The 21,680-nt window shown below is 37.7% G+C and carries 16 protein-coding genes; 2 read left to right on the top strand and 14 right to left on the bottom strand.

Features of this window, described 5'->3' with window-relative positions; genetic code table 11:
• Nucleotides 1–69: 69 nt before the first annotated feature.
• The 11 genes from AAFX60_014925 to AAFX60_014875 all read right to left on the bottom strand — a co-directional run bounded on the left by AAFX60_014925 (nt 70) and on the right by AAFX60_014875 (nt 15,031).
• On the bottom strand, nt 70–1,320 hold the full coding sequence (locus AAFX60_014925) for a methyl-accepting chemotaxis protein (protein XDF79711.1): 1,251 nt from the start codon (nt 1,318–1,320) through the stop codon (nt 70–72).
• A gap of 236 nt (nt 1,321–1,556) precedes the next feature.
• A complete protein-coding gene (locus tag AAFX60_014920; GenBank protein ID XDF79710.1) occupies nt 1,557–2,009 on the bottom strand; it encodes an NfeD family protein in 453 nt (150 codons plus the stop codon).
• A 9-nt stretch (nt 2,010–2,018) separates the two neighbouring features.
• Entirely contained in the window at nt 2,019–2,942 is a 924-nt protein-coding gene (locus tag AAFX60_014915; protein XDF79709.1) for an SPFH domain-containing protein, read from the bottom strand.
• Nucleotides 2,943–3,124: 182 nt separating this feature from the next.
• Nucleotides 3,125–5,299 (bottom strand): TonB-dependent receptor, encoded by a 2,175-nt coding sequence (locus AAFX60_014910; GenBank protein XDF79708.1) that lies wholly within the window; start codon nt 5,297–5,299, stop codon nt 3,125–3,127.
• Between the two features lie 103 nt (nt 5,300–5,402).
• On the bottom strand, nt 5,403–6,701 hold the full coding sequence (locus tag AAFX60_014905; protein ID XDF79707.1) for a SidA/IucD/PvdA family monooxygenase: 1,299 nt from the start codon (nt 6,699–6,701) through the stop codon (nt 5,403–5,405).
• Between the two features lie 28 nt (nt 6,702–6,729).
• Complete coding sequence (locus AAFX60_014900; protein ID XDF80181.1) at nt 6,730–8,490, bottom strand: IucA/IucC family protein; 1,761 nt, start codon at nt 8,488–8,490, stop codon at nt 6,730–6,732.
• Nucleotides 8,490–9,401 carry a GNAT family N-acetyltransferase gene (locus AAFX60_014895; GenBank protein ID XDF79706.1) on the bottom strand — a complete coding sequence of 304 codons (912 nt, stop codon included), beginning with the start codon at nt 9,399–9,401 and terminating at the stop codon, nt 8,490–8,492. Before AAFX60_014895 ends, AAFX60_014900 begins: the two co-directional genes overlap by 1 nt.
• Nucleotides 9,394–11,169: an IucA/IucC family protein gene (locus tag AAFX60_014890; protein ID XDF79705.1), complete on the bottom strand. Its 1,776-nt coding sequence runs from the start codon at nt 11,167–11,169 to the stop codon at nt 9,394–9,396. Before AAFX60_014890 ends, AAFX60_014895 begins: the two co-directional genes overlap by 8 nt.
• Before the next feature lie 148 nt (nt 11,170–11,317).
• A complete protein-coding gene (gene fhuB / locus AAFX60_014885) occupies nt 11,318–13,321 on the bottom strand; it encodes a Fe(3+)-hydroxamate ABC transporter permease FhuB (protein ID XDF79704.1) in 2,004 nt (667 codons plus the stop codon).
• A gap of 11 nt (nt 13,322–13,332) precedes the next feature.
• Nucleotides 13,333–14,226, bottom strand: coding sequence for an ABC transporter substrate-binding protein (locus AAFX60_014880; GenBank protein ID XDF79703.1), 894 nt, complete (start codon nt 14,224–14,226; stop codon nt 13,333–13,335).
• A gap of 37 nt (nt 14,227–14,263) precedes the next feature.
• Complete coding sequence (locus AAFX60_014875) at nt 14,264–15,031, bottom strand: ATP-binding cassette domain-containing protein (protein XDF79702.1); 768 nt, start codon at nt 15,029–15,031, stop codon at nt 14,264–14,266.
• Nucleotides 15,032–15,165: 134 nt separating this feature from the next.
• On the opposite strand from AAFX60_014875, the gene AAFX60_014870 reads away from it, so the two are divergent.
• Nucleotides 15,166–16,377 (top strand): MFS transporter, encoded by a 1,212-nt coding sequence (locus tag AAFX60_014870; GenBank protein XDF79701.1) that lies wholly within the window; start codon nt 15,166–15,168, stop codon nt 16,375–16,377.
• Nucleotides 16,378–16,386: 9 nt separating this feature from the next.
• On the opposite strand, the gene AAFX60_014865 is transcribed toward AAFX60_014870, so the two are convergent.
• Nucleotides 16,387–17,124 (bottom strand): siderophore ferric iron reductase, encoded by a 738-nt coding sequence (locus AAFX60_014865; GenBank protein ID XDF79700.1) that lies wholly within the window; start codon nt 17,122–17,124, stop codon nt 16,387–16,389.
• Nucleotides 17,125–17,208: 84 nt separating this feature from the next.
• Nucleotides 17,209–18,651: a diguanylate cyclase gene (locus tag AAFX60_014860; GenBank protein XDF79699.1), complete on the bottom strand. Its 1,443-nt coding sequence runs from the start codon at nt 18,649–18,651 to the stop codon at nt 17,209–17,211.
• Nucleotides 18,652–18,953: 302 nt separating this feature from the next.
• Between AAFX60_014860 and dbpA the strand changes: the two genes are divergently transcribed.
• Entirely contained in the window at nt 18,954–20,342 is a 1,389-nt protein-coding gene (gene dbpA / locus AAFX60_014855; GenBank protein ID XDF79698.1) for an ATP-dependent RNA helicase DbpA, read from the top strand.
• A gap of 90 nt (nt 20,343–20,432) precedes the next feature.
• Here the strand turns inward: dbpA and emrD are convergent, their stop codons facing one another.
• Complete coding sequence (gene emrD / locus AAFX60_014850) at nt 20,433–21,635, bottom strand: multidrug efflux MFS transporter EmrD (GenBank protein ID XDF79697.1); 1,203 nt, start codon at nt 21,633–21,635, stop codon at nt 20,433–20,435.
• Nucleotides 21,636–21,680 lie beyond the last annotated feature (45 nt).

The raw sequence follows: 21,680 nt of genomic DNA, 5'->3' as shown, positions 1-21,680 counted from the left end.
ATTAATTTATTTTTTAACTTGAGCTTAGAGCAATAATTTATTATGGAAAATATAAATAGCGTTTAAAAATTACACTTTAAAATAAGATAAAAATGTTTGTAGTGTATTTGCTAATTGAGATAATTTTATTCTCGATTGCTCAATGTTTTTATAGGTCATATTTTCTTGCAATGATTCTATGAACGTCACTGCTTTTTTCGTCGATAATTGAGTATGACTAGCAAGAGCATGAGCTTCAGTTACCATCATCTCAAAACGATCATTTTGTTTATCCAAATTAGAAGTCTCATTCGCTACATTCGCAGCAAATGCATGGGTTTCTTCAGCAATACTGCCCATAATTTCAACTATACTATTTAGCTTAATTGACTCTCTTTTAGGTTCATCAATAGCTGTTTTTATATCGTCAATTGCAGCCGCAACAACCGTAATATCAGAAGACGTTGTCATATCACTAAACGGTTTTTCTGAACTGTCATTCATTTCTTTCACTTCTACTGAAAGTTGAGTTACCGCTGAAATTGTATTCTCAATTAAAGTTCGCAATTGATACTGCATTTCGATATTCGCATCAGCTAATGCGCCTAATTCATCATTACCAATCTCTTCACGACGAAGTTCAAAGGTTAAATCCCCAGCTGCGATCGCTTTAGATTGCTCAACAACCAAATGTAGTGGGCGGCAAATTTGACGAGCTAAGAAGAAAGTTACGAAAATCATAAATACAATTAATGCACTAAATGACACTTTTGTTGCAGTGGTTACATTATCAACACTATGCATAATCGCTGTTCGGTTATTCGCAACAAATCCTATATTGATTTGCACTAACCCATCTAATGCAGCCCCTACATTTTCAAATAAAATAAATGAATTCACTAACTCTTTCTGTGCTTGTTTGATTTCTTGATTACTAACTAAACTATTAAAATCCTTAAGTTGAGTCGTATAGGTTTTCCAACTATTTTTAACACGATCAAAGATACGGCGTTCATGTTCAGTAATAACCGTCGCTTCATACGCTGCAAGCTCCGCTTTGATATCATTTTCTTGCTTCGACAGAATAGTTAAAAAGCCTAATGCATCTTTTGTTTCATAATTTAATGCTGCATATTGATTTCGACGATATGCGTTCATTTCAAAATATAATTCTTCTGCAGACAACACACTCGGTACTGTAGAGTCAGTAAAGTTAATTACTTCTGCTTCTACTTTATTTAATTCTTGTAAAAGGAACAGAGCAAATGCCACCATTACCAAACCAATAACAGAAAAAACAGTAGCAATTTTCTTTTGTACCGTTAGGTTTTTATAATCCATAATTTTTGTCCATTGAATTAACTTATAATTATTTTTATCGCCATAGCTATATTCTTTGGCTAGGGTGCAAAAAATAAAATAAAAAGGCACAAAAGTACATTAATTTATGAATATATGAATACAAGCTAACTATATTTGAAACAAAGAAATATCTTTCACAAAGAACATGTAAAAAAAGTGAATGATTCATTGCAGTTAAATACAACAAATCATCCACTTTAAATGAACATGTTAAATTATTTTTTTACTGGTTCAATCGTCAAAATAATACCGTCAACAGAAACCACACGAACTAGCGTTCCCTTTTCTATATCAACGGCACTTTTGGCTGACCATGTCGTATCACCTAATACAATTCGACAGGAACCTGCATGAATATCTTCTTCCAAACGAGATGTTTGACCAATCAGTTGCTTATCTTTTTGATTAAGCGCCCTTTTTGCATCTGAACTTATGTCTTTTTTATGTTGATATCGCCACCACAACCAAGTTGTAAAGAGTGAAAAAACAGCAAAACTGATCCACTGCATTTGCCAACTAAGTGGTATCACGGCATATAGCGCTCCAACAGCCACCGCTGATAACCCTATCCACAAAAAATAGCCCGCAGTTCCTAATAATTCACCAGCAAGTAGTAACAACCCTAAAGTCAACCAGTGCCAATGATTCATCTGTTCAAAAAACTCCATGGTGAACTCCTATTTTTGGACCTCTTTATCTGCTTTGAACATCTCAGCAATGCCAGCAACAGAGCCCATTAAACCTGTTGCCTCTAATGGTAGCATAATAATTTTGCCATTCTCTGCTTGGCCAATCGATTTAATTGCCTCAGTATAACCTTGAGCGATAAAGTAATTAACAGCTTGAACATCACCTTGAGCAATCGCTTCTGATACCATTCTGGTTGCGTTAGCTTCTGCTTCAGCCGCACGTTCGCGGGCTTCTGCCTGCAAGATTGCAGCTTGCTTATCACCCTCAGCTTTAAGAATTTCAGCTTGCTTATGACCTTCTGCTTTTAATATCTCAGCTTGACGCACCCCTTCCGCTTCAAGTACATCTGCTCGTTTATTACGTTCAGCTTTCATTTGAGCATTCATCGCAGCAGTTAAGTCCGCAGGTGGTTGCACATCTTTAATTTCAATACGTGTCACCTTTACCCCCCATGGGTTTGTTGCTGCATCGACAATCGCTAACAGTTTTACATTAATCATATCTCGCTGGCTTAGCATTTCATCCAGCTCCATAGAACCTAACACTGTACGCATGTTCGTTAATGTAAGATTACGAATAGCATGTTGAAGGTCACTTACTTCATAAGCGGCTTTTGCTGCATCAACAACTTGAACGAAACAAACCGCATCAATCGTTACATTAGCATTATCTTTGGAAATCACTTCTTGTGCTGGAATATCAAGAACCTGTTCCATCATATTGATTTTCTGTCCGATACCATCAATAAATGGAATAATAATATTCAAACCAGGTTGCAATGTTTGCGTATATCGTCCAAAACGTTCTACAGTCCAATTATAGCCTTGCGGTACCATTTTAACCCCAAGAGCAATAAGAACTAAGACCAAGAAAACCAAAACGCCGATAGTAATTAATGTGTCGTATGTCATTAGTTGTCATCCTTTTTTAATTTATAAATAGCTAAACTTTCTACACCTTATAAATAAAATGCTTATATTTTAATCATACCGAATTATCGTCATCAATACATGGACACACTCGGCAGTTATTAAGAAAAAACAAGGCTATCTCATAAAGATAGCCTTATTAATTTTATTTACAAAATAATCAGTTAGTAGGTCACTTGGTAGTTAAGAGTGTAGGTGCGTCCACGACCTTTGTAATCGTATGCTGCTGCATCATAATGGCTAGAATATAAGATCTGAGCTCGTTGTCCCCAAGCCGTTGTATAATCTTTATTGAACAAGTTTTGAATACCAAAACCTAGACTTCCGACAGGTAATTCATAACTACCCACTAAGTCAAACACGGTATAGCCAGACAATTCATTATCACTTGAATCTTTATAATCGAACATAGTTTGGCTTTGAACTTTTAATGCCAAATCAGATTCATACCAACCTACCCACGAGTTTGCTTTAGATGTACTTGCCTCACCAGCACTTAAATCGTCCCATTTTCCATCCGTTTGTAATTCTGAAATTACATAATGACCAGAAGCCCCAACTTGAAGGTTATCCATCACCCAATACGATACCAATGCTTCAGCACCGTAAACTCGTTTTTCATTATCTACATCTTCAATTAACAAGGTTTTCTTATTGTATTTAACTGAATTATCCGATTGAGAAAAATACGCCGCAGTTTGAAAACTCAAAGCACTTTGATCAGTTCTAAAACCAACCTCATAGCTGTTTGTTTTTATTCCTGACATTTTAGAACCAGCAACATTAATGCTATTTTGAAGCGTATAATGACCATTTGCATCAGCTGCAGAATACGAGCCTTGTCCGTAATATTTAGCAGGGTCAGCCAAATCAAAACCTTGAGAGAAATTCGCCCATATTTGTGACTCTGGAGTCAATTTATATATCGTGCCAAGGTTAAATAAACCAACGGTATAATCGGTCTCACCTCCAGGGACGGCATCAGCTGAAACACCATTTCCCGCTGCAATTTTCTTTTGAATCTTATAATCGACAAAATCATCGATCTTATTATTCATATATTGATAACGATAACCGCCCTCAATAGACCAATCATCAGTGATATTAATATCAGCTTGAATAAAACCAGCAACAGAAGCAACTTCTACGCCTGGATAGCGCCCAACTTTTGCATACGTTTTATTAACCAAATTTCCAGAGTTATTGGCAATGGCTGGATCAAATAAAGCCTGATTACTGTCAAACTTATCCATGTAAGCATCAACACCATAAACCAAATTCACTTTTCCAAATGATTTCGCAAGTGCTGTTTTTAAAGAGATAACATCCGTCGTTTGTTGAGAGGCACTTTGATAATATGGCGTGTAAGTCTGATCTTCTTTACGATAAGACGCCTCTACAACGAGCTGATGACCTAACACTTCTGAATCACTATAAGCTGCACTTAACATAATACGTTCGGTACCATGTTGACGATCTGACTCAAACCCTTCTCTTACATCAATAAACTGATTATTTTTAATGTAAAGACCATAAGGAGAATCTTGTTGGCTATCATAATATTGAGCTAAAAAATTGATATTCTTTGTATCAGAGATAGCTACATCTACCGTACTTTGTAAGTCAATTGTCTCATTATATTGTAATGAACCTTGAGAAATATCAGGCGTAACAATATCGCCATTGGCATCATAATATCCCTGAGTTTCAGTATATACAGCAGACACTCTCGCTTTTACTTTCTCTGTACCACCAGAGATGGATTGTGCAAGTTTATAATCAAAATCATCTCCACTATTAAAACCTGAGCTGCCACTCACATAACTTTCAAATTGCAATTCATCACTGTCGGCTTTTTTTGTAATGATGTTAATTACACCACCAGTAGCACCCGCACCATAAATAGAGGTTGCACCAGAGAGTACTTCAATTCGTTCAATATTAAATGGGTCAATCGCATCAAGCTGACGACTGATTGGGCGAGAAGATTGCAGCGAAACACCATCAATCATCACAAGCATTGCACGACCACGTAAATTCTGACCATAATTGGTTCTTGCACCACTACTTACATCTAAAGATGGAATCGTCGCTGACAGAATCTCACCCAGTGTTTTACCACCACGGTATTCTTGTTCAATTTGCTCCGAATCAACAAACCATACTGTTCCTGGAATTTCACTGATCGCTTTAGGTGTACGGCTTGAAACAACCACCATCGTTTCTTCAGTTGTCGATGTATATTCCTCAGCCTGAACTGACATAGCGACACTCGTCGTTGCAACAGCGACAGCCATTGCGACTAAAGTTAACGGATAATTCCCTTTTTTAACGTTCATCTACTTTCTCTTTTTTATATTGTTATCACAACAATGAATACGAATGATAAAAATCCGTATTCAACTATTTTTTTAAAATTTTTAAAAACCAAACTATAAAGATTTACACGGTTGTGGGTTCGCATACCTTAGGTTCGGAGATCCAATCAATCATTCCGGGATTAGACGCAATGTCATACACTGCGGTTCCTGTTAACTGATTAATAATACGAGCACTACGCCATGCCATTAAACTCAGCTGAGGCTCTGCAATACCATGACTATGCATACCGGCATTAACAGCAAATATCTTATTGTTCTTACTGCCTTTCCATTTCAATTCAAATTCAGGCGTTAATTGATATCGACCTTGTTCATCAAGATCCAACAAAGGAAGGATGGAGTTTAAACAAGCTGGATAAGGAGACTTAAAACCAGTCGCTAAAATGACGATGTCCGCTTGATGTATTTCTAACTGCTGGCTTAATGCGTTATGGATACCTAGCGAAAATTCAGACTCATTAATATTCAATGAATTCATCGTTCTATGTGGTAACAAACGAACCCATTTATCTTCTTTTAATACATCAAAGCGATGATATAACTCTCGATATATATCTAATAGTGCAAGTTGAGTTATACCGTCTGAAGTGAGTTTTTGAGCCTCAATTTCTGATTGTTTAACATTCGGAGCCAAGTTAACAAACGCATTCACATAATCAGGAGTAAAAAATTCATTAGTAAATGATGCTTCATCTAATGGCTGAAAATTAGAACGTCGTGAAACCCAATCTAATGAGGCAGGTTTACCCCATTTTTCTCGCAGCACATTTAAAAATATGTCAGCACCACTTTGGCCACCACCCACAATCACAACTCGTTTATTCGTAAAGTCACGAGAACGTAAACCCATCTCCGCGGCATGAAAAACACTTGGACCTATATGTGGAACGGCACACTCTGGAATAAAAGGAACCTTACCAGTACCAATGCATAAGTTTTTCGCCTCATACACTCCATTAGTCGTTTGGATTTCAAACGAGTCACCGTTAAATTCAACATTCTCAACATGAGTTGAGAATTTCACATTACTTAACTGCTGAGAAACCCATGCCAAATAATCTGAAAACTCATGACGACTAATACAACTTAATTCTGCAGATAAAAATCGATAGAATTTCTTATTCTTCACTAAATAAGATAAAAAAGAATAAGGACTTTCTGGATACACCGCACTAACTAAGTCTTTTAAAAACATCGTTTGCATATTGGTGTTATCAAGTAACAAGCCGGGGTGCCAAGCAAAAGACTCTCGACTTTCAAAAAAGGTCGCATTAATGTGTTTTTGAGGCTCCAAAAGCGACGCGATGCTTAAGTTAAAGGGACCAACACCGATCCCTGCCAAATCCAATCTGACTGTCATGTTATTATTTCTCCATTTAATATTATTGTTATTGATTTAAAGCGATATACAGTGGGTTATCTACCTTATCGTCCATATCTGGAAGCATACGAGAAGCACTCGAATCCGTACTATGTCGAAACTTAGCTAAATTAAGCCCTATACGTAATATTCTGGGTTTAAACAGATCCAAACGTTCAAATCTGTCTTTATATTCAGGGGTCATAGCCATATAAATGCGAACTCGTTGAGCAAGTACCCTATAAAACTCGATTTCAGACAATCCTAGAGTTTCGACAAGTGGCGAGATAAAACGAAGAACCGTAACGAAATGACCAGTTTGCAAATCATGAATGATTAATTCTTCAGGTAATTTAACTGTCACTTCTTTAACTAAAGGATCAAGGTTTTCTTGCTCTGGAATGTCTCGTTCAACAAGACGCATGTCTCCCTGAAAATCTTTCAATAAAATGCGTTTTGGTGCCCCATCTTCCATAACTAACGTTACGTTTTGTCCGTGAGCAATGAGGGATACACCATATTTACAAAGTAAGTGATAAAAAGGGATCACAACGGCATCAAACAGCTTATCTAACCACGCTTCTATTGATAATCCAGAGGCTTGAATATACTCGGAAATCAGAGGCACACCAGATTCATCAGACTCCATCAGTGCAGCCATTAATATTGCACTCTCATTTTCACCCAGTTTAGATTGTGCTGATTCTCTCCAGATCACACCAAGTAATTCATGGTAACGATAAGGAGCATCTGTCAGTCGCTTATAGTCAGCCTGAGCAACAAATCCTGCAGCTGGCTCTTGTAACACTTCGGCTTTTTTATCAACGAATAAAGGATCCGATTTAAAAACAGAATCCAACCAATCGGACGCTATTGGACCGGCAAGAATATAACGGCCAGGAATACCACGATAGCAAGAAGTATTCATGATCGTTAAAGGCAATTTAATATCATAACTCTCTGGACGAGTTACATTACTCAAAGTTCTAATTGATAATTGCGGTAAAAAGTCATCTCCAAATTTACCCAAATAAACCAACGTTTTCTCGGCCATTTCTCTAGAAAATAGAATTGATAGTTTTTGTTCCCACTGCCAAGGGTGTACAGGTACAAACGTATATTCGCTACTATCAACATTAAATGATGAAAGCTGTGAATTCATAACATGCAATTCAGCATTACTCACAGCAGAAAGTACCAAGCATTTCCAGTCCACTTTGTTATTTGTTGCTTTATCTAAAATGGATTCATGTACCGCAACCCAAGCTAACTGAAATGCTCGCTCAGCTTCTGGAGCGTATAATGAAAGATCATGTGTTCCCCACCCTCTGCGCCCCTTATTAAAGGCAAACTTAGGGTGACCATTAAACAGAAGCTGTTGTTGTTCACATGACAAAAAAGCCAACTCATTTGCAGACATATTCATTTTACGCTGCGCAAGCTTGCAATCACCTAACAAGGTGGCATTCAAATCTTCAAAATGTTCAGCTAACGATTCATCACCAATGTTAATAACATGCTGAATATCCATCATAAATTGAGTTGCTAAGACATCAGAATTCAGACTTTTCTGTTTACGAATTAACGAAGTAGGTTCGATAACTATTTGGCCCCAAATATTAGTTTTACCTAAGAATTGGTAACAAACACCATCATCAAGAAACAATACATAACCTTGATTATTTTGCTCTATTTTAAACGCTTGTTCATAAGCTAACTCACTGATTAATTTAGCCACCATTTTACGATTTGCCGCGGACCAGTGAGTATGTAATGCAATTTGCTCCATCACCACTGCTCCGAAAAGAATGCCTGTCGTTTAATCATCATTAATGCTGAACGTTTATGAGGGAAATTAAATTCAAAACATTTTTTGTACCCAACTTCCTGTATACGATTGAATAAACGATGATTATCCGCCCTTGGCTCCAATACTATTCGCTGAGTTCTAACATCATCAATAAAGAGGTAATGGCTGATCGCTCGCATCCAACAATTAAAATATTCTGGTCCTCTAAATGCTTGCTCCCCCACCAAAAGGTGAATCCCACGATCATAAGGTTGAACATCGTAATACGGACTTAATCGGTCTTCACTTACCCAATATGCTTCAACATAACCAAATGGTTCACCATTAAACTCACCAATAAGAGGAATAATATGTGGGTCATCCAAGCGCTCTTTAATGAATTCAGCCAACTTTTCATAACTCCATGCTTGCTCCCAGAAATTAGCGACTCGAGGATCATTCATCCATGCAGTAAATCGCTCTAAATCCTTTTCAAGATCAAACACTCTAAAACTAATTTCTGCATCAATATTATGGTCATGACGTTGATACACTCTTCCTTTTGGCATTTCAGGACGCAACGGATGATGGCGGTACTGTAATAGTGTCTGAACTTCTCTCCAAGGAAACAGAGTCGATGGTGAATGCAAATGCCATGGTTCAACTTGTTGATAAAACCCTTCTCTTGATAACCTATTTTGATAAAGGCTAGGAAGTGATTGAACCAATTGGCTTGGTATCTCGGATTCAAAATAAATCTCTGAGATAATTGAGTTGGTACTAAAAATATGATCGATTTCTTGCAAAGACTTCTCAATAAGCTGAGAGTCTTTAAGATCCTGATTTGAAACCGTAAAAGTGATTGTAGGACTTGGCTCTATATTAAAAATGAGCGTTGTATATTTACACATTCATCGCATCCTTCATATGAACTAGTGGGTTAGGTAAATCAAAATAAATAACTGATGGATCAGGAATTGAATTCTCATTCATGTTTTGCAAATAACAATAAAAGTTACCTTTACAGCACAACGCTTCACTTTCTAATACATAGTCTAAACAGCGAGGATCCCGTACGCCTTTTGCTTTTAATACCTCAAGTTGTTTACGCAGCTCTTTTAATAAAGTTTGTTCATTCACGCCGCAATAAGCTGAGATAGATGCAATGACATTAAACGTAGAATTGATAATTAAGTAATAAGCAAAATAACGTCTTACCTTGTCATAATTCCAATAGTTTTCAATATCTTGCTTTGTTTGTTTTAAAGCTTCAGGAAAACGCTCAAACGCTAAATCCGTATATCCTGTTCCTTGACAATCACGATAGTACATACCGATAGGAAACCCAGACTTCATCTGCATAACAATATTCTGCTGATGAGCTAAAAAAACCAAACCATAATTAGCTTGAAGGTTAAATAAAGGGATAACCGCATACTGACAATAAGCGCTAAACCATTGCTCTGCCACTTGAGATAACGACTGCTGGGACGAATTTGCATAATGTTTAATTCTTTTCGCTAATAAACTTTCACCACCATAAGGGTTTTGTTGTGTTAACGTGGCAAGAACTACGGCTTCTTCTTCCGGTTTTGAACTTAATGGGTTATCACGAAATGCCACAAGACTCTCGTCTATCACCTCACCCGATTTGTTGGTTAACCCCAAATAACTGGGTTCTTGCATAACTTGAAAACCTTGCTTTTGTCCCAATTCATTACTTAACTCAGTATCATGAAATAATTGGCTTAATCGAGTTCCGCGTATCACTTCTTTTAAAGATAAATTACGAATGGAATTGGTTAACTTCACACTTAATGAAAACTTCAACATATACGGTAAAGTTGGTGAATACAGCGAACGAGTTGATGAGGTTGGATACCATGCTGAACCGATCTCACCAAGCTCTCTAATTAAGCCAGACTGAATATAAGTTTGAATATCTTCATTCTCTTGTAAGACCGTCCACTGCCAAGGATGAACGGGAAAAAGGTGTTCCCCTTCATGAATAACACCACTCAAGGCTAAAGATAAAAGATGATCTTGAGAAACCAGTTGCTCTAACCGCTCTTTCGCATTGTACTGTCCAGAAGAACCAGAAATAAGAATTGATGAATCAACAACTAACCAACATAAAGCAAACTCACCACCTAGCTCGGGAGAATACCTTCTCGCATCTTCTTCACTAAATTGCTCACGACTTTTAGGGGCAGGATGGAAAGAGTGTCCAATCAGTAAACCTTGTTCTGCTTGTTGAAAATTTAGTGCTTCAGAGAATAGAATCGTTGAATATGGGTTATTTCTGGCTCCAAAATACGTATTACTGTAACTTTCATTTACTCGCTCTAGAAAAGTTTCTTTCTGCTCTTTCGTTATTAGCCCCACCAACGCTGGTTGTTCTAATATTTTCTCTACGACCTCTTCAAAACCGATGGCTCTGGACTCTTCGGCATACAATACTGCAGGGAAACAATATTCATGTAGTCCAACTGATGAAACGTAATTTAATGGAATTTGAATCTCATCAGTACTCCCTAAGGGAATTCGATAATAAACTTCATATTGATTGTTTATTATTTGAATTGCAGCGCATTCTCTAGCCAAAGAATTAAGGAAACAGGCAGCAGGAACATCATTACCTCCCCCTATTGCGTAGTCAAACTCATCATTAGTTTTCATAACATTTCCGTTGTTTTTAATTAACGAATGCGAATGCTAATGATTCTCATTAAAATGATCAACTGTTTTTTGGTGAATTTATAAAATAATTTAAATTTTTTGCAGCATCATAAAAATATGTTTAATATCAATAGGTAAAATAAGGATATTACTTTCGCATTAAATATAAGAAGTAGATACCGCCAATTAATGATGCCAATAATCCAGCCGGGAATTGCCATGGAAACCACATCACTCGCCCTATCCAATCCGCTAAAATCATTAAACAACCGCCTAACAAACTCGCTGCAATGAGTTGATGTGAAGCTTGATATTGATGGAGAGAGCGAGCCATATGAGGAGCTAATAAACCAATAAAGCTAAGAGGTCCGATAATAATCGTACATAAGGTGGTTAGTGCGGCAACAAACAATAATAAAAACAATCGAACTCGGCGACAAGATAGACCAACACTGCTCGCTACCGTGTCTCCTAATCCCATTAAATCTAGCCATCGATGTGATTTCATCGCGAAAATAAAAAACAACAATACCCCTACGGCAAGCAAATACACATCATTCATTGATACTAAGTAAGTTGAACCAGACAACCAGGTTAATAGCGCTTTAACGTTATCTTGTCCTGATGATAAAGCAATTCGTAAAAACGCATCTAACCCTGCACTTAAGGCTATTCCCGTTAGTAACATTTGAATTGGAGCAAAATGATGTTTTCTTCCCATAATCCAAATAACAAGCGTGACGATTAATGCCCCTAAAGTACCCAGTAACATCTGTTCATGCCTGTTGATTGCAACACCAGAAACGGCACCTAAAACTAACGCCAGTGCCGCACCAGAGCTAATTCCTAAAATCTCAGGACTTGCCATTGGATTCATTGATACCCTTTGGATCACGGTTCCAGCAATAGCTAATCCAATCCCGGCTAAGAACGCAACAAATACTCGCGGTATTCTTAACTCGATAATGGATATATCAAAGGTTACTGCCCAGCCAAGTTGCCCTTTACCAAGTAATACTGCGCCAATAAATAAAACAACAATCAAAAAAGATAATGGAACAGCAACAAATCTAAGGCTTCTTACTCGATATACAATTTGCGAGGTTTCTCTCACCTTCATCTCTGACTGTAATTGTTGTCGATTTAATAACCACAACAAAAAAGGAGCACCAAGTAATGCGGTCATGGCTCCCGTTGGTAATAACTCACCACCCACACCTGAAAATGGCTGTATAATTAAATCAGCAAACAAGAGCATTACACTGCCAATACTACCGCTCATTAAAATTTGAGTAAGTAATCCTCTTGCACCACACATTCGAGCTATGGCTGGAGCAACTATCCCAACAAAGCCAATCAAACCAACTTCACTCACTACAGCAGCAGTAATACATATAGCTAAGGTCAGTGATATCACTTTAATCTGTTTTATATTAATGCCAATAGAGGAAGCAACATGATCGCCTAACTGAAGTGCCGACAAAGGACGAGCAAGTAATAAGATTGCTATAACAGGAAAGATAACTAATGGAATAAGCCTTGATACACCACTCCAATCATTTTGATTTAATGTACCCGCCCCCCACACAAATACGCTAGTTAATTGTTGCTCGTTGAGTAACAACAGCATGGTATTTAAAGAACCAAAAAACAGACTAACAACCATTCCTGCTAGCACCATATGCACAGGCGAAAAACCACGTTTTGCCGATAATAAAAATACCAACACGGTGGCAAATGCTCCTCCTAAAAATGCAGGAATAAAACCACTAATAGAACTATTAACGGGTAAAAACAAAATACCAAGAACCATCCCCAATTCAGCTCCAGCAGCAACCCCTAACGTCGTTGGTGAAGCGATAGGGTTACGTAATACAAACTGCATGACACAACCAGCAATCGCCAAACCAAAACCTGATAGCACAGCAATGGATAAACGAGGAAGATAAGTTAAATAGGTAATTAATTGTTGATAATCAGATGAATCATAATGAAATACGGTTTTCCATAATAAATCGATACCTTGAGAGTAAGGCGCCGTCCATTGCAATAAACTCAATAAAACAATACAAACAAATACAACATAACCAATATTCTGCTTACTTTTATTATTACCTATCTTAAGGCTAGGTACTGAACTCAATATACGCATTCGTTCATCCGTTACTGAGTTAATTGTTGAGTAATATGATCACTAAACCGTTGTGCAGAAATAAGCCCTCCAAAAGTCCAAATAGCGGGAAGTTCATAAACTGAATCCGTACGTGTAAATGCCATCGCTTGCCATAAGGCTGATTGAGTCAATTTTACTTTATCTTCTTCCTTTAATGGACCAAAGATAAGCACATTCGCTTGTTGATATTGAGCAAGCTTTTCAATACCTGCGGTCGTGAATCCCCACAAATTTGTCGGCTCATGCCAAGCGTTTGTTAACCCCATGGCATTGATTGTCGATTGTGCTAATGACCCCTCACTATGAATACGAACGGTTTTGTCATTAATAAAACGAACAAAAAGCAGCGGCTTTTCTTGTTGTTGCAAGTGTCGTATTTTATCGCCATTCTCAATCAGTTTTTTTTCCGTTTGGTCGATCAATTGTAACGCTTGATGTTCTTTATCCAACAAACGGCCTAGCTGAATGATGATGTCTTTCGCGGCAATTAAAGGCGTTTTTTCATTGCTATAAACGGTATAAACCAAAGTGGGAGCAATCGTGTTTAATTTTTCATACATCGCACTCATGTGCTGACTAATCAAAATAACATCGGGGTTCAGCTCGGTAAGCAATTCTAAATTTGGCTCTCGTCGCGATCCAACATCCAATACGTTCGAAGGTAACTTAGGAGTCATCACCCATGCTCTATATCCTTTCGCGTCTGCAACGCCCAGTGGCTCCACGCCCAAACTTAAAACAGTTTCAGCTAACACCCAATCTAACACTACAATTTTTTGTGGCATCCTTGTTATCTCAGTAATACCTAATTCATGTTTAATCTCTGCTGTTTGTGCAGGCATGGCGTACAACACCAACATAATCAGGCTAATCACTTTATACATGTTTTGTTTTCCTTTTCTGATTCTTTATTTCCATCAATTAGGGGATGTAACTGATAACTTGCCCTGTATCAGGATGAGAAAATAGCGCTAAATCCATACCGTAAATTTGCTTTAACGTTTGAGTATTCATCACACTCTCTGGTGATCCTTGCGCAATGACACATCCAGAGTGCAGAGCAACCAAATGATCGCTGAATTTCGCAGCCATATTGATATCATGCAACACCATAATGACGGTTAGATTTAGGGTCTGATTCAACTCTCTTATCAAGGTCAATAATTCATATTGGTGTGCAATATCTAATGCTGATGTGGGCTCATCCAATAAAATGCACTGGCTTTGTTGAGCCAATAACATTGCCACCCAAGCTCTCTGTCTCTCACCACCAGATAATGTTGCTACAAAACGATCCCGAAATGACGTCAACCCCACCTTTTCAATCGCCTCATCCACCAATTGATAGTCTTTTTTACTATAGCGTCCAAATGCTCCCTTCCATGGATAACGCCCAAAAAAAACCAGTTCCCGAACCGTCACACCATCAGTAATCGGAGGGTGTTGAGGCAAATAAGCAACCTGCAATGCAAAATCTTGTTGTGAAAGTTGGTTAATTGATTTGTTATCAAATAGCACATGACCTGATGACGGGGCATTTTGACGGCTCAGTAATTTCATTAGTGTAGATTTACCGCACCCATTGTGCCCTAAGAGCGTGGTAACTTTATTGGTAGGAAAAGATAAACATGTAGGAGATAAAATTGTTTTTCCGTCGATTTCAAACGACGCATCGACAAGCTGATACATGAGGGTAATAAAATAATCTGTCCATGAATGATGAGCAGACCTTAACACAAAGAAATGTTAATGATAATTATTTTTATTCACATATTTTAAAAAGTAAGATATAAAGAGCGAGTCATTTAAAATAGGAAGTTCTAATGCCCTCTTTTTTCGATAAAAATACCCATGCATCGGTTCAACTCACCATCATTGGATTAATAGCAGCGTTGATGGGAATTGGGCAGAACGGCTTGCTTGTTTCACTTCCATTTTTAGTCACTCATTCAGCGTTTGCACTACCGACGTGGTCAATTGTTATTGCGGTTGGTAGTTTTCTCTTTCTACCCTCAGCGCCATTTTGGGGAAAATACAGCGATAAAAAAGGCCCTAAATTTGTGGTATTACAAGCTTTGTTTGGAATGAGCTTCAGCTTCTTACTTCTACTTACTTTTACATTTTTCAGTAATGAGCATTCCAACTATGCTGGTTTTTGTTTAATTGGGTTGATTGTTGCACGAGTGATCTACGGTTGTACCGTTTCTGGAATGGTTCCCGCTAGCCAGCATTGGGCCATTCTTCTATGTGGTGAGGATAATCGATTACAAGCCATTACATCCGTTAGCATTGGATTAAGTTTAGGCCGCCTTCTTGGGCCAATACTATCAATTTTACTATTAAAATTAGGGCCATATTCACCACTGATTATGATGGTTTGCTTTCCCCTTCTCGCTCTATTCGCCGCTTTTATGTTGCCAAGCCCATCGCAAATAAATAAACACAATAAATCGACTCACCAAGCAAGTTCCTTTATTCCAAATGTAAGATTAATGCCCTACCTACTCACAGGGCTATTCTTGTGTTTAACCATTGCGCTATTGCAATACAGTTTCTCGCCGTTAATTGAAAACATTACCCATTGGTCTACCAATAAAATCAGTGATGTGATTGGAATACTATTAACCATTAGTGCAGCAGTGACCTTAATTACTCAAATCTTCGTCATCAAAAAGAAAAAAGTACAAATCACAACCATGTATTATTTAGGAGCTATCTGCTTGCTACTGGGCTATCTAATATTCACTCTACATTCAGTATGGCTATTAGGAATTGGAATGGCGATAACTGCCTGCGGTGCAGCTTTATTGGTACCGGCATACACAACAAAAGCCACATCTGTAGATCACAATAATCCTGGTTCGGTAGCAGGCTACCTCTCTATGTCACACACCCTTGGTTACGGCATTGCTTCATTATTTGCTTATACTGCAACCATTTCACCTATTTACCCTATCTACCTTTGTATTCTATTTTCTGTAGGTATTTTAGTCATTGCTTTCATGAAGCCTCAAATAAACAAGACATCACCATAAACGCTATCGTTAGCGTTTATTATCCGGATGACGAGGACAATCTGAACATAATTTACGACCATCACATTTATACACCAAACAACAACTGGTACGAACTAATCGAAGTTGCTTCGTGTTCACATCAATTTGCAAACTGGATAAATGCTTATTAGGTAATGAAAATGCCTCTAACCAAAGCTGAGCTTGCTCAAGGAAGTATTCGTTAGATAATGTAGGCCAGTTAGCTTGCAACTTTACAATGCAATTGAGTAAACCATCAGCTAATAAATGATTAGTAAAACCCGGTCTAATCCGAGTCCATTGAGATATATCTTCTCGATATGAAGAAAAAAGCTCACTCAACTGCTGAGCAACAGATAAAATCAAATCTTCATTGGAACCAAACGTTAAGTCTGAATGATGGAACGTATAACCCGCTACAAAATCACTCTTAACCTCTTGGCTCATTTCTTTAATATTAGGAAGCGCTTTAAGCTGATAGATGGATATAAATGCAATGTACACTGGTTGCCAACACAGTAAATCCCATGTTCTTGTTAACCAATACGCACTACCAGCCTCAGGAGTAGCCTGAGATAAGCGCTCATAAAGCGCTTTTATTTGTTCGCTATTGTCTTTCGATATATGTAGGTGCGAACCCGCTTTATAGCTATAGCAATCAGTTTGATTAGCTAAATGCCCACTCAGATAAGGAGTAACCTCTCTTGAGGAGTGAAAAAGTAATTCAAAATATTCACTATTTTGCATATGAAAAGTACAACACCAACGAATAAAGCAGAGGTGTAAGAATAATCATCAAACAGTAATAATGCAAATAATTATCAATTACAATTAAGATCTAACACAGTTACGGCCAGCTTCTTTTGCTTTATACAGTTGAGTATCCGCAATATTCAATAATTCATGAAGGCTAGTAGTTAACTCATTCACTGTTGCAACTCCCATGCTCGATGTCATGGATAGCTCTTGGCCATCAACAAAAATAGACAACTTTCGGATCACACTTTGTAAATTTTCAGCAACGATAATTGCTTGCTCTTTATTCTTATTATGAAGAAGAACTACAAACTCATCACCACCAAATCGTGCAACAATATCATTGTGGTTAATTTGCGATGAACAAGCCTCAGAAAAAGCAGTAATGATTTGATCACCAACATCATGACCATACTTATCATTATATTCTTTGAAATTATCGATATCACACATGATCAATGAGAAAACTTGCTTATGCATCTGATACGTTTCAAACACTCTATTCGCTTGCTTTTCAAATGCTCGACGGTTATTCACTCCAGTAAGATAATCGTTATAAGCTAACTCAGAATACTTATCTTTTTGTGCTCGCGTTTTCTTTAAGTAATTGAGATTAAATAGCAGTAAACCGATAATAATTGCAAAGCAACCAACCACAGCCATTAACGAAAGAGACAACTTTGTTTGCCAATAATCTTGCTCTTTAGTTACCACCACAATGAACGGCAACCCTTCAATTTTACGAGCATAAATCGTATCAAGTTTACCATTATCATAAATATCAGAAGAGATTATCACTTCGTTATCACGATAAAATTGCTCTAAAATACCGGAATTAATCGAAGATAAATCAATCCCCTTTCCTAATGGCAAGTTGCCTTTTGGAATCGCAGAAAGAAGCTTCATATTTGTACTTAAAATCGCGATGCCCATTGAAGATGGAAGCTGAAGTTGACTTAACGTTATATTAAAAAAGCTTAAATTAGTCGAAAGACACACGATACCTTTTAGTTTTCCTTCATCATCGATGATCTTTTTTCCATGAACGACAACATTGCGTCCAGCCAGATCAATAAAAGGCAAAGTAACGACACTGTCTTTAGTCTCGTTATTAATTAGAGACTTGCAGTATTCACGTTCAGAAAGATCAATATTACGAAGCGTTTCACTATGAGTTAGTATGCAAGAATCATCAACCACAAATGCAAGCGTCGCATTAGGTAAAGCATCTTCTTTTTCTTTTAGATAGAATTGTTCATTTTGATGTTTAACAAGATCATCTTCGATACGGGTTGGCCCTGATTCAGCTAAATCACGAGCCATATCGTTTAGCACAGCATCTGAATCTGAAAAAGACTTAATTAACCATAGCTCAACAAAGCTAGCATTAAATTTTAAACGTTCAACAACACGAGAGCTATCTGTTTGATAAGAATTAAAAAGATAAAATAAAGATAAAAAGAAAAGTAAGATCCCAATCGCCATTGAGCTATAAAAAAAAGCACTTCTGTTTTTCATCTGACCCTTATTTGACGCTTATTATAGTTATTTGACGCGCGAATATAGCATAAGATGAAAATTTGTAAAATTAATAAGTAAACTATGTTTTCTATCATTATTTTACCTTTTTATTGCACCGGAACCCTCAAATTACCCAATATAAATACAGCATAAATTTGAATCATGATAATCACTTAATGCATTGATGATTTTATATACAGAAAAACTGTGATCTCCCTTGCTTTTTTAGCCTCTTATCTTTACTCTGCCATCCATTGGACAATTATTACTTTGTCACTACTTGTTTAAAGGAAATCACCTTGAGTCAAACATCTTTCTCATCATTAGATCTGCATCCGTCACTTTTACAAAACCTAGAAACGTTAGGTTATAACGAAATGACACCAATCCAAGCACAAAGCTTACCTTTCATGCTAAAAGGGAAAGATGTTATTGCCCAAGGGAAAACGGGCTCAGGTAAAACAGCAGCATTTGGTTTAGGTTTATTAGCTAACTTAAATGTAAAACGCTTTCGTGTTCAATCTTTGGTTTTATGCCCAACGCGTGAACTTGCAGATCAAGTAGCAAAAGAAATTCGTAAACTTGCTCGTGCAATTCATAATATTAAAGTTCTAACTCTATGTGGCGGTGTTCCTTTTGGTCCGCAAATCGGTTCATTAGAGCACGGTGCTCACATTATTGTTGGTACTCCAGGTCGTGTTGAAGAGCATCTTCGTAAAGGTTACCTAAACTTAGATAATCTAAATACGTTTGTTCTTGATGAAGCTGACCGTATGTTAGAAATGGGCTTCCAAGATGCAATTGATGCGGTATTAGATCACGCACCAGTTAAACGTCAAAATCTTCTGTTTAGTGCAACTTTCCCACCACAAATCAAATCTATTGCTGACCGCATCATGAAAGATCCAATCATGACTAAAGCGGAAGAAACAGTAGAAAACACATCAATTAATCAACACTTCTTTAAAGTGGGGGATTTTGAAGATCGCCTAGAAGCACTGCAAATTCTATTACTTAAGCACCAACCTGAATCAACGGTTATCTTCTGTAATACAAAACGTGTAACCCAAGAAGTTGCAGATGAACTTCGCCATTACGATTTCAGCGTAACAGCACTTCATGGTGATTTAGAACAGCGTGATCGTGATAAAGCACTAGTGCGTTTTGCAAATAAGAGTACATCCATTCTTGTTGCTACTGACGTTGCTGCTCGTGGTTTAGATATTGAATCACTTGATGCTGTGGTTAACTTTGAATTATCTCGAGATCCTGAAGTACACGTTCACCGTATTGGTCGTACAGGTCGTGCCGGTAATAAAGGCATCGCTTTAAGTCTTTTCAATGAAAAAGAGATGCACAACATTGCTCAAATCGAAGAGTACATGGACATTGATGTTCGTGATGAAGCGTTACCAAGTTCTGACTACCTAAAAGAACCAGCTTACTACGCTGAAATGGTTACTTTATGGATTGATGGCGGTAAGAAAAACAAACTACGTCCGGGTGACATCTTAGGTGCGCTTACTGGTAAAGACGGTATCGAAGGTAAAATGGTTGGTAAAATCAACGTGTTTGATTTCCATGCTTATGTTGCTGTTCATAATACCGTTGCAAAAGCTGCATTGAAGAAATTAGAAAGCGGCAAAATGAAAGGTCGTAGCTTCCGCGTAAGTCGTATGCGTGGCTAAACCAAACAAATATCAAGTAGTGAAAACATCATTATAAATAAAAAGGCCGAGTAGAAATTATCTACTCGGCCTTTCTTTTTATCAGACTATTTACACTGCTAATGGCATTTCGCTTGATGGCGGAATTGAATGCACTTTACGCAAACCATATACCGCAAGTAACGCCATTAAGAACATGATCAAACCTACTGGCATTTGGCTATCCGCTGGAATAAACGAGGCAACCATTGTCGCTAAACCGGCTCCTAAGTTCTGCATACCACCTAATAATGCGCCCGCTGTGCCCGCATGATATGGGAATGGTGATAAAGCACCCGTTGTTGCAGCAGGAAACAAAATACCAGCGCCTAAGAAGTACAATACTGCACCGCCGATCAATGTTAATGCTGTCGTTAACCCCATTAAACCAGGGATCAATACAATTGCAGCGCCTAACACAATTGAAACTAAACCAACATCAAGTGATTTCTTCTCAGACCAATGTTTAGCTATCACACTTGATAACGCCGCTCCCGCTAAGTAGCCAGGAATAGGCAGAATAAACAAAATACTTACCGTTGTTGCTGGCAGTTTTAATTTACCACCAAGTAATACACCAGCAGCAGCTTCAAAAACAGCAACGCCTGCAAAGGTTGCAACAAGGCAAATTAGATAACCTTGAAAGCGGTGTTCAGATAATACATGACGATAGCTTTTCCAAACCGCATCTTTACGACGAACTTCTAAAGGAAGCGTTTCCTTCATTGAAGTCACCATAATGATCATAACAGCGATACTGAACAGAGCTAAAAATAAGTAGCTTGAACGCCAACCAAATGCTTCTGTTAAATAACCACCTAACACTGGAGCCAAAAGTGGTGAAAACATCATACACATACTAATAATGCTATTAGTTTTATGTAGCTCATCACCAGAATAGCAATCACGTGGAACTGTACGACACATTACACCAGCGGCACCAATGCCTAAACCCTGAACAAAACAGCCCGCTAAAAACAGCGCATACTCATGAGCAAATAACGCAACCAAGGTACCTGCAATATATAATGCCAAGCCAGATAAGATCACAACACGTCGACCAACACGATCAGAAATTGGGCCATAGAAAAATTGTGATAAACCATAAGGGATCAGATATACAGCCATTACCGCCTGTAAAGATGCAGGGCTTACCTTGAATTCACTTGCCATGTAACCAATTGATGGCACATACATAGTTTGGCTCATTTGACCAACAGCAACTAAAATAACGATCAAAAAACTGAACGTCGCAAGTGAATACGACTTTTGCATGACTGCTCTCCACAAAAACAGTAATTATTAATAAAAAATAATAGG

The sequence above is a fragment of the Aliivibrio fischeri genome (assembly GCA_038993745.2).
Classification (GTDB): domain Bacteria; phylum Pseudomonadota; class Gammaproteobacteria; order Enterobacterales; family Vibrionaceae; genus Aliivibrio; species Aliivibrio fischeri_B.
This window is presented reverse-complemented; position numbering and strand designations above follow the sequence as displayed.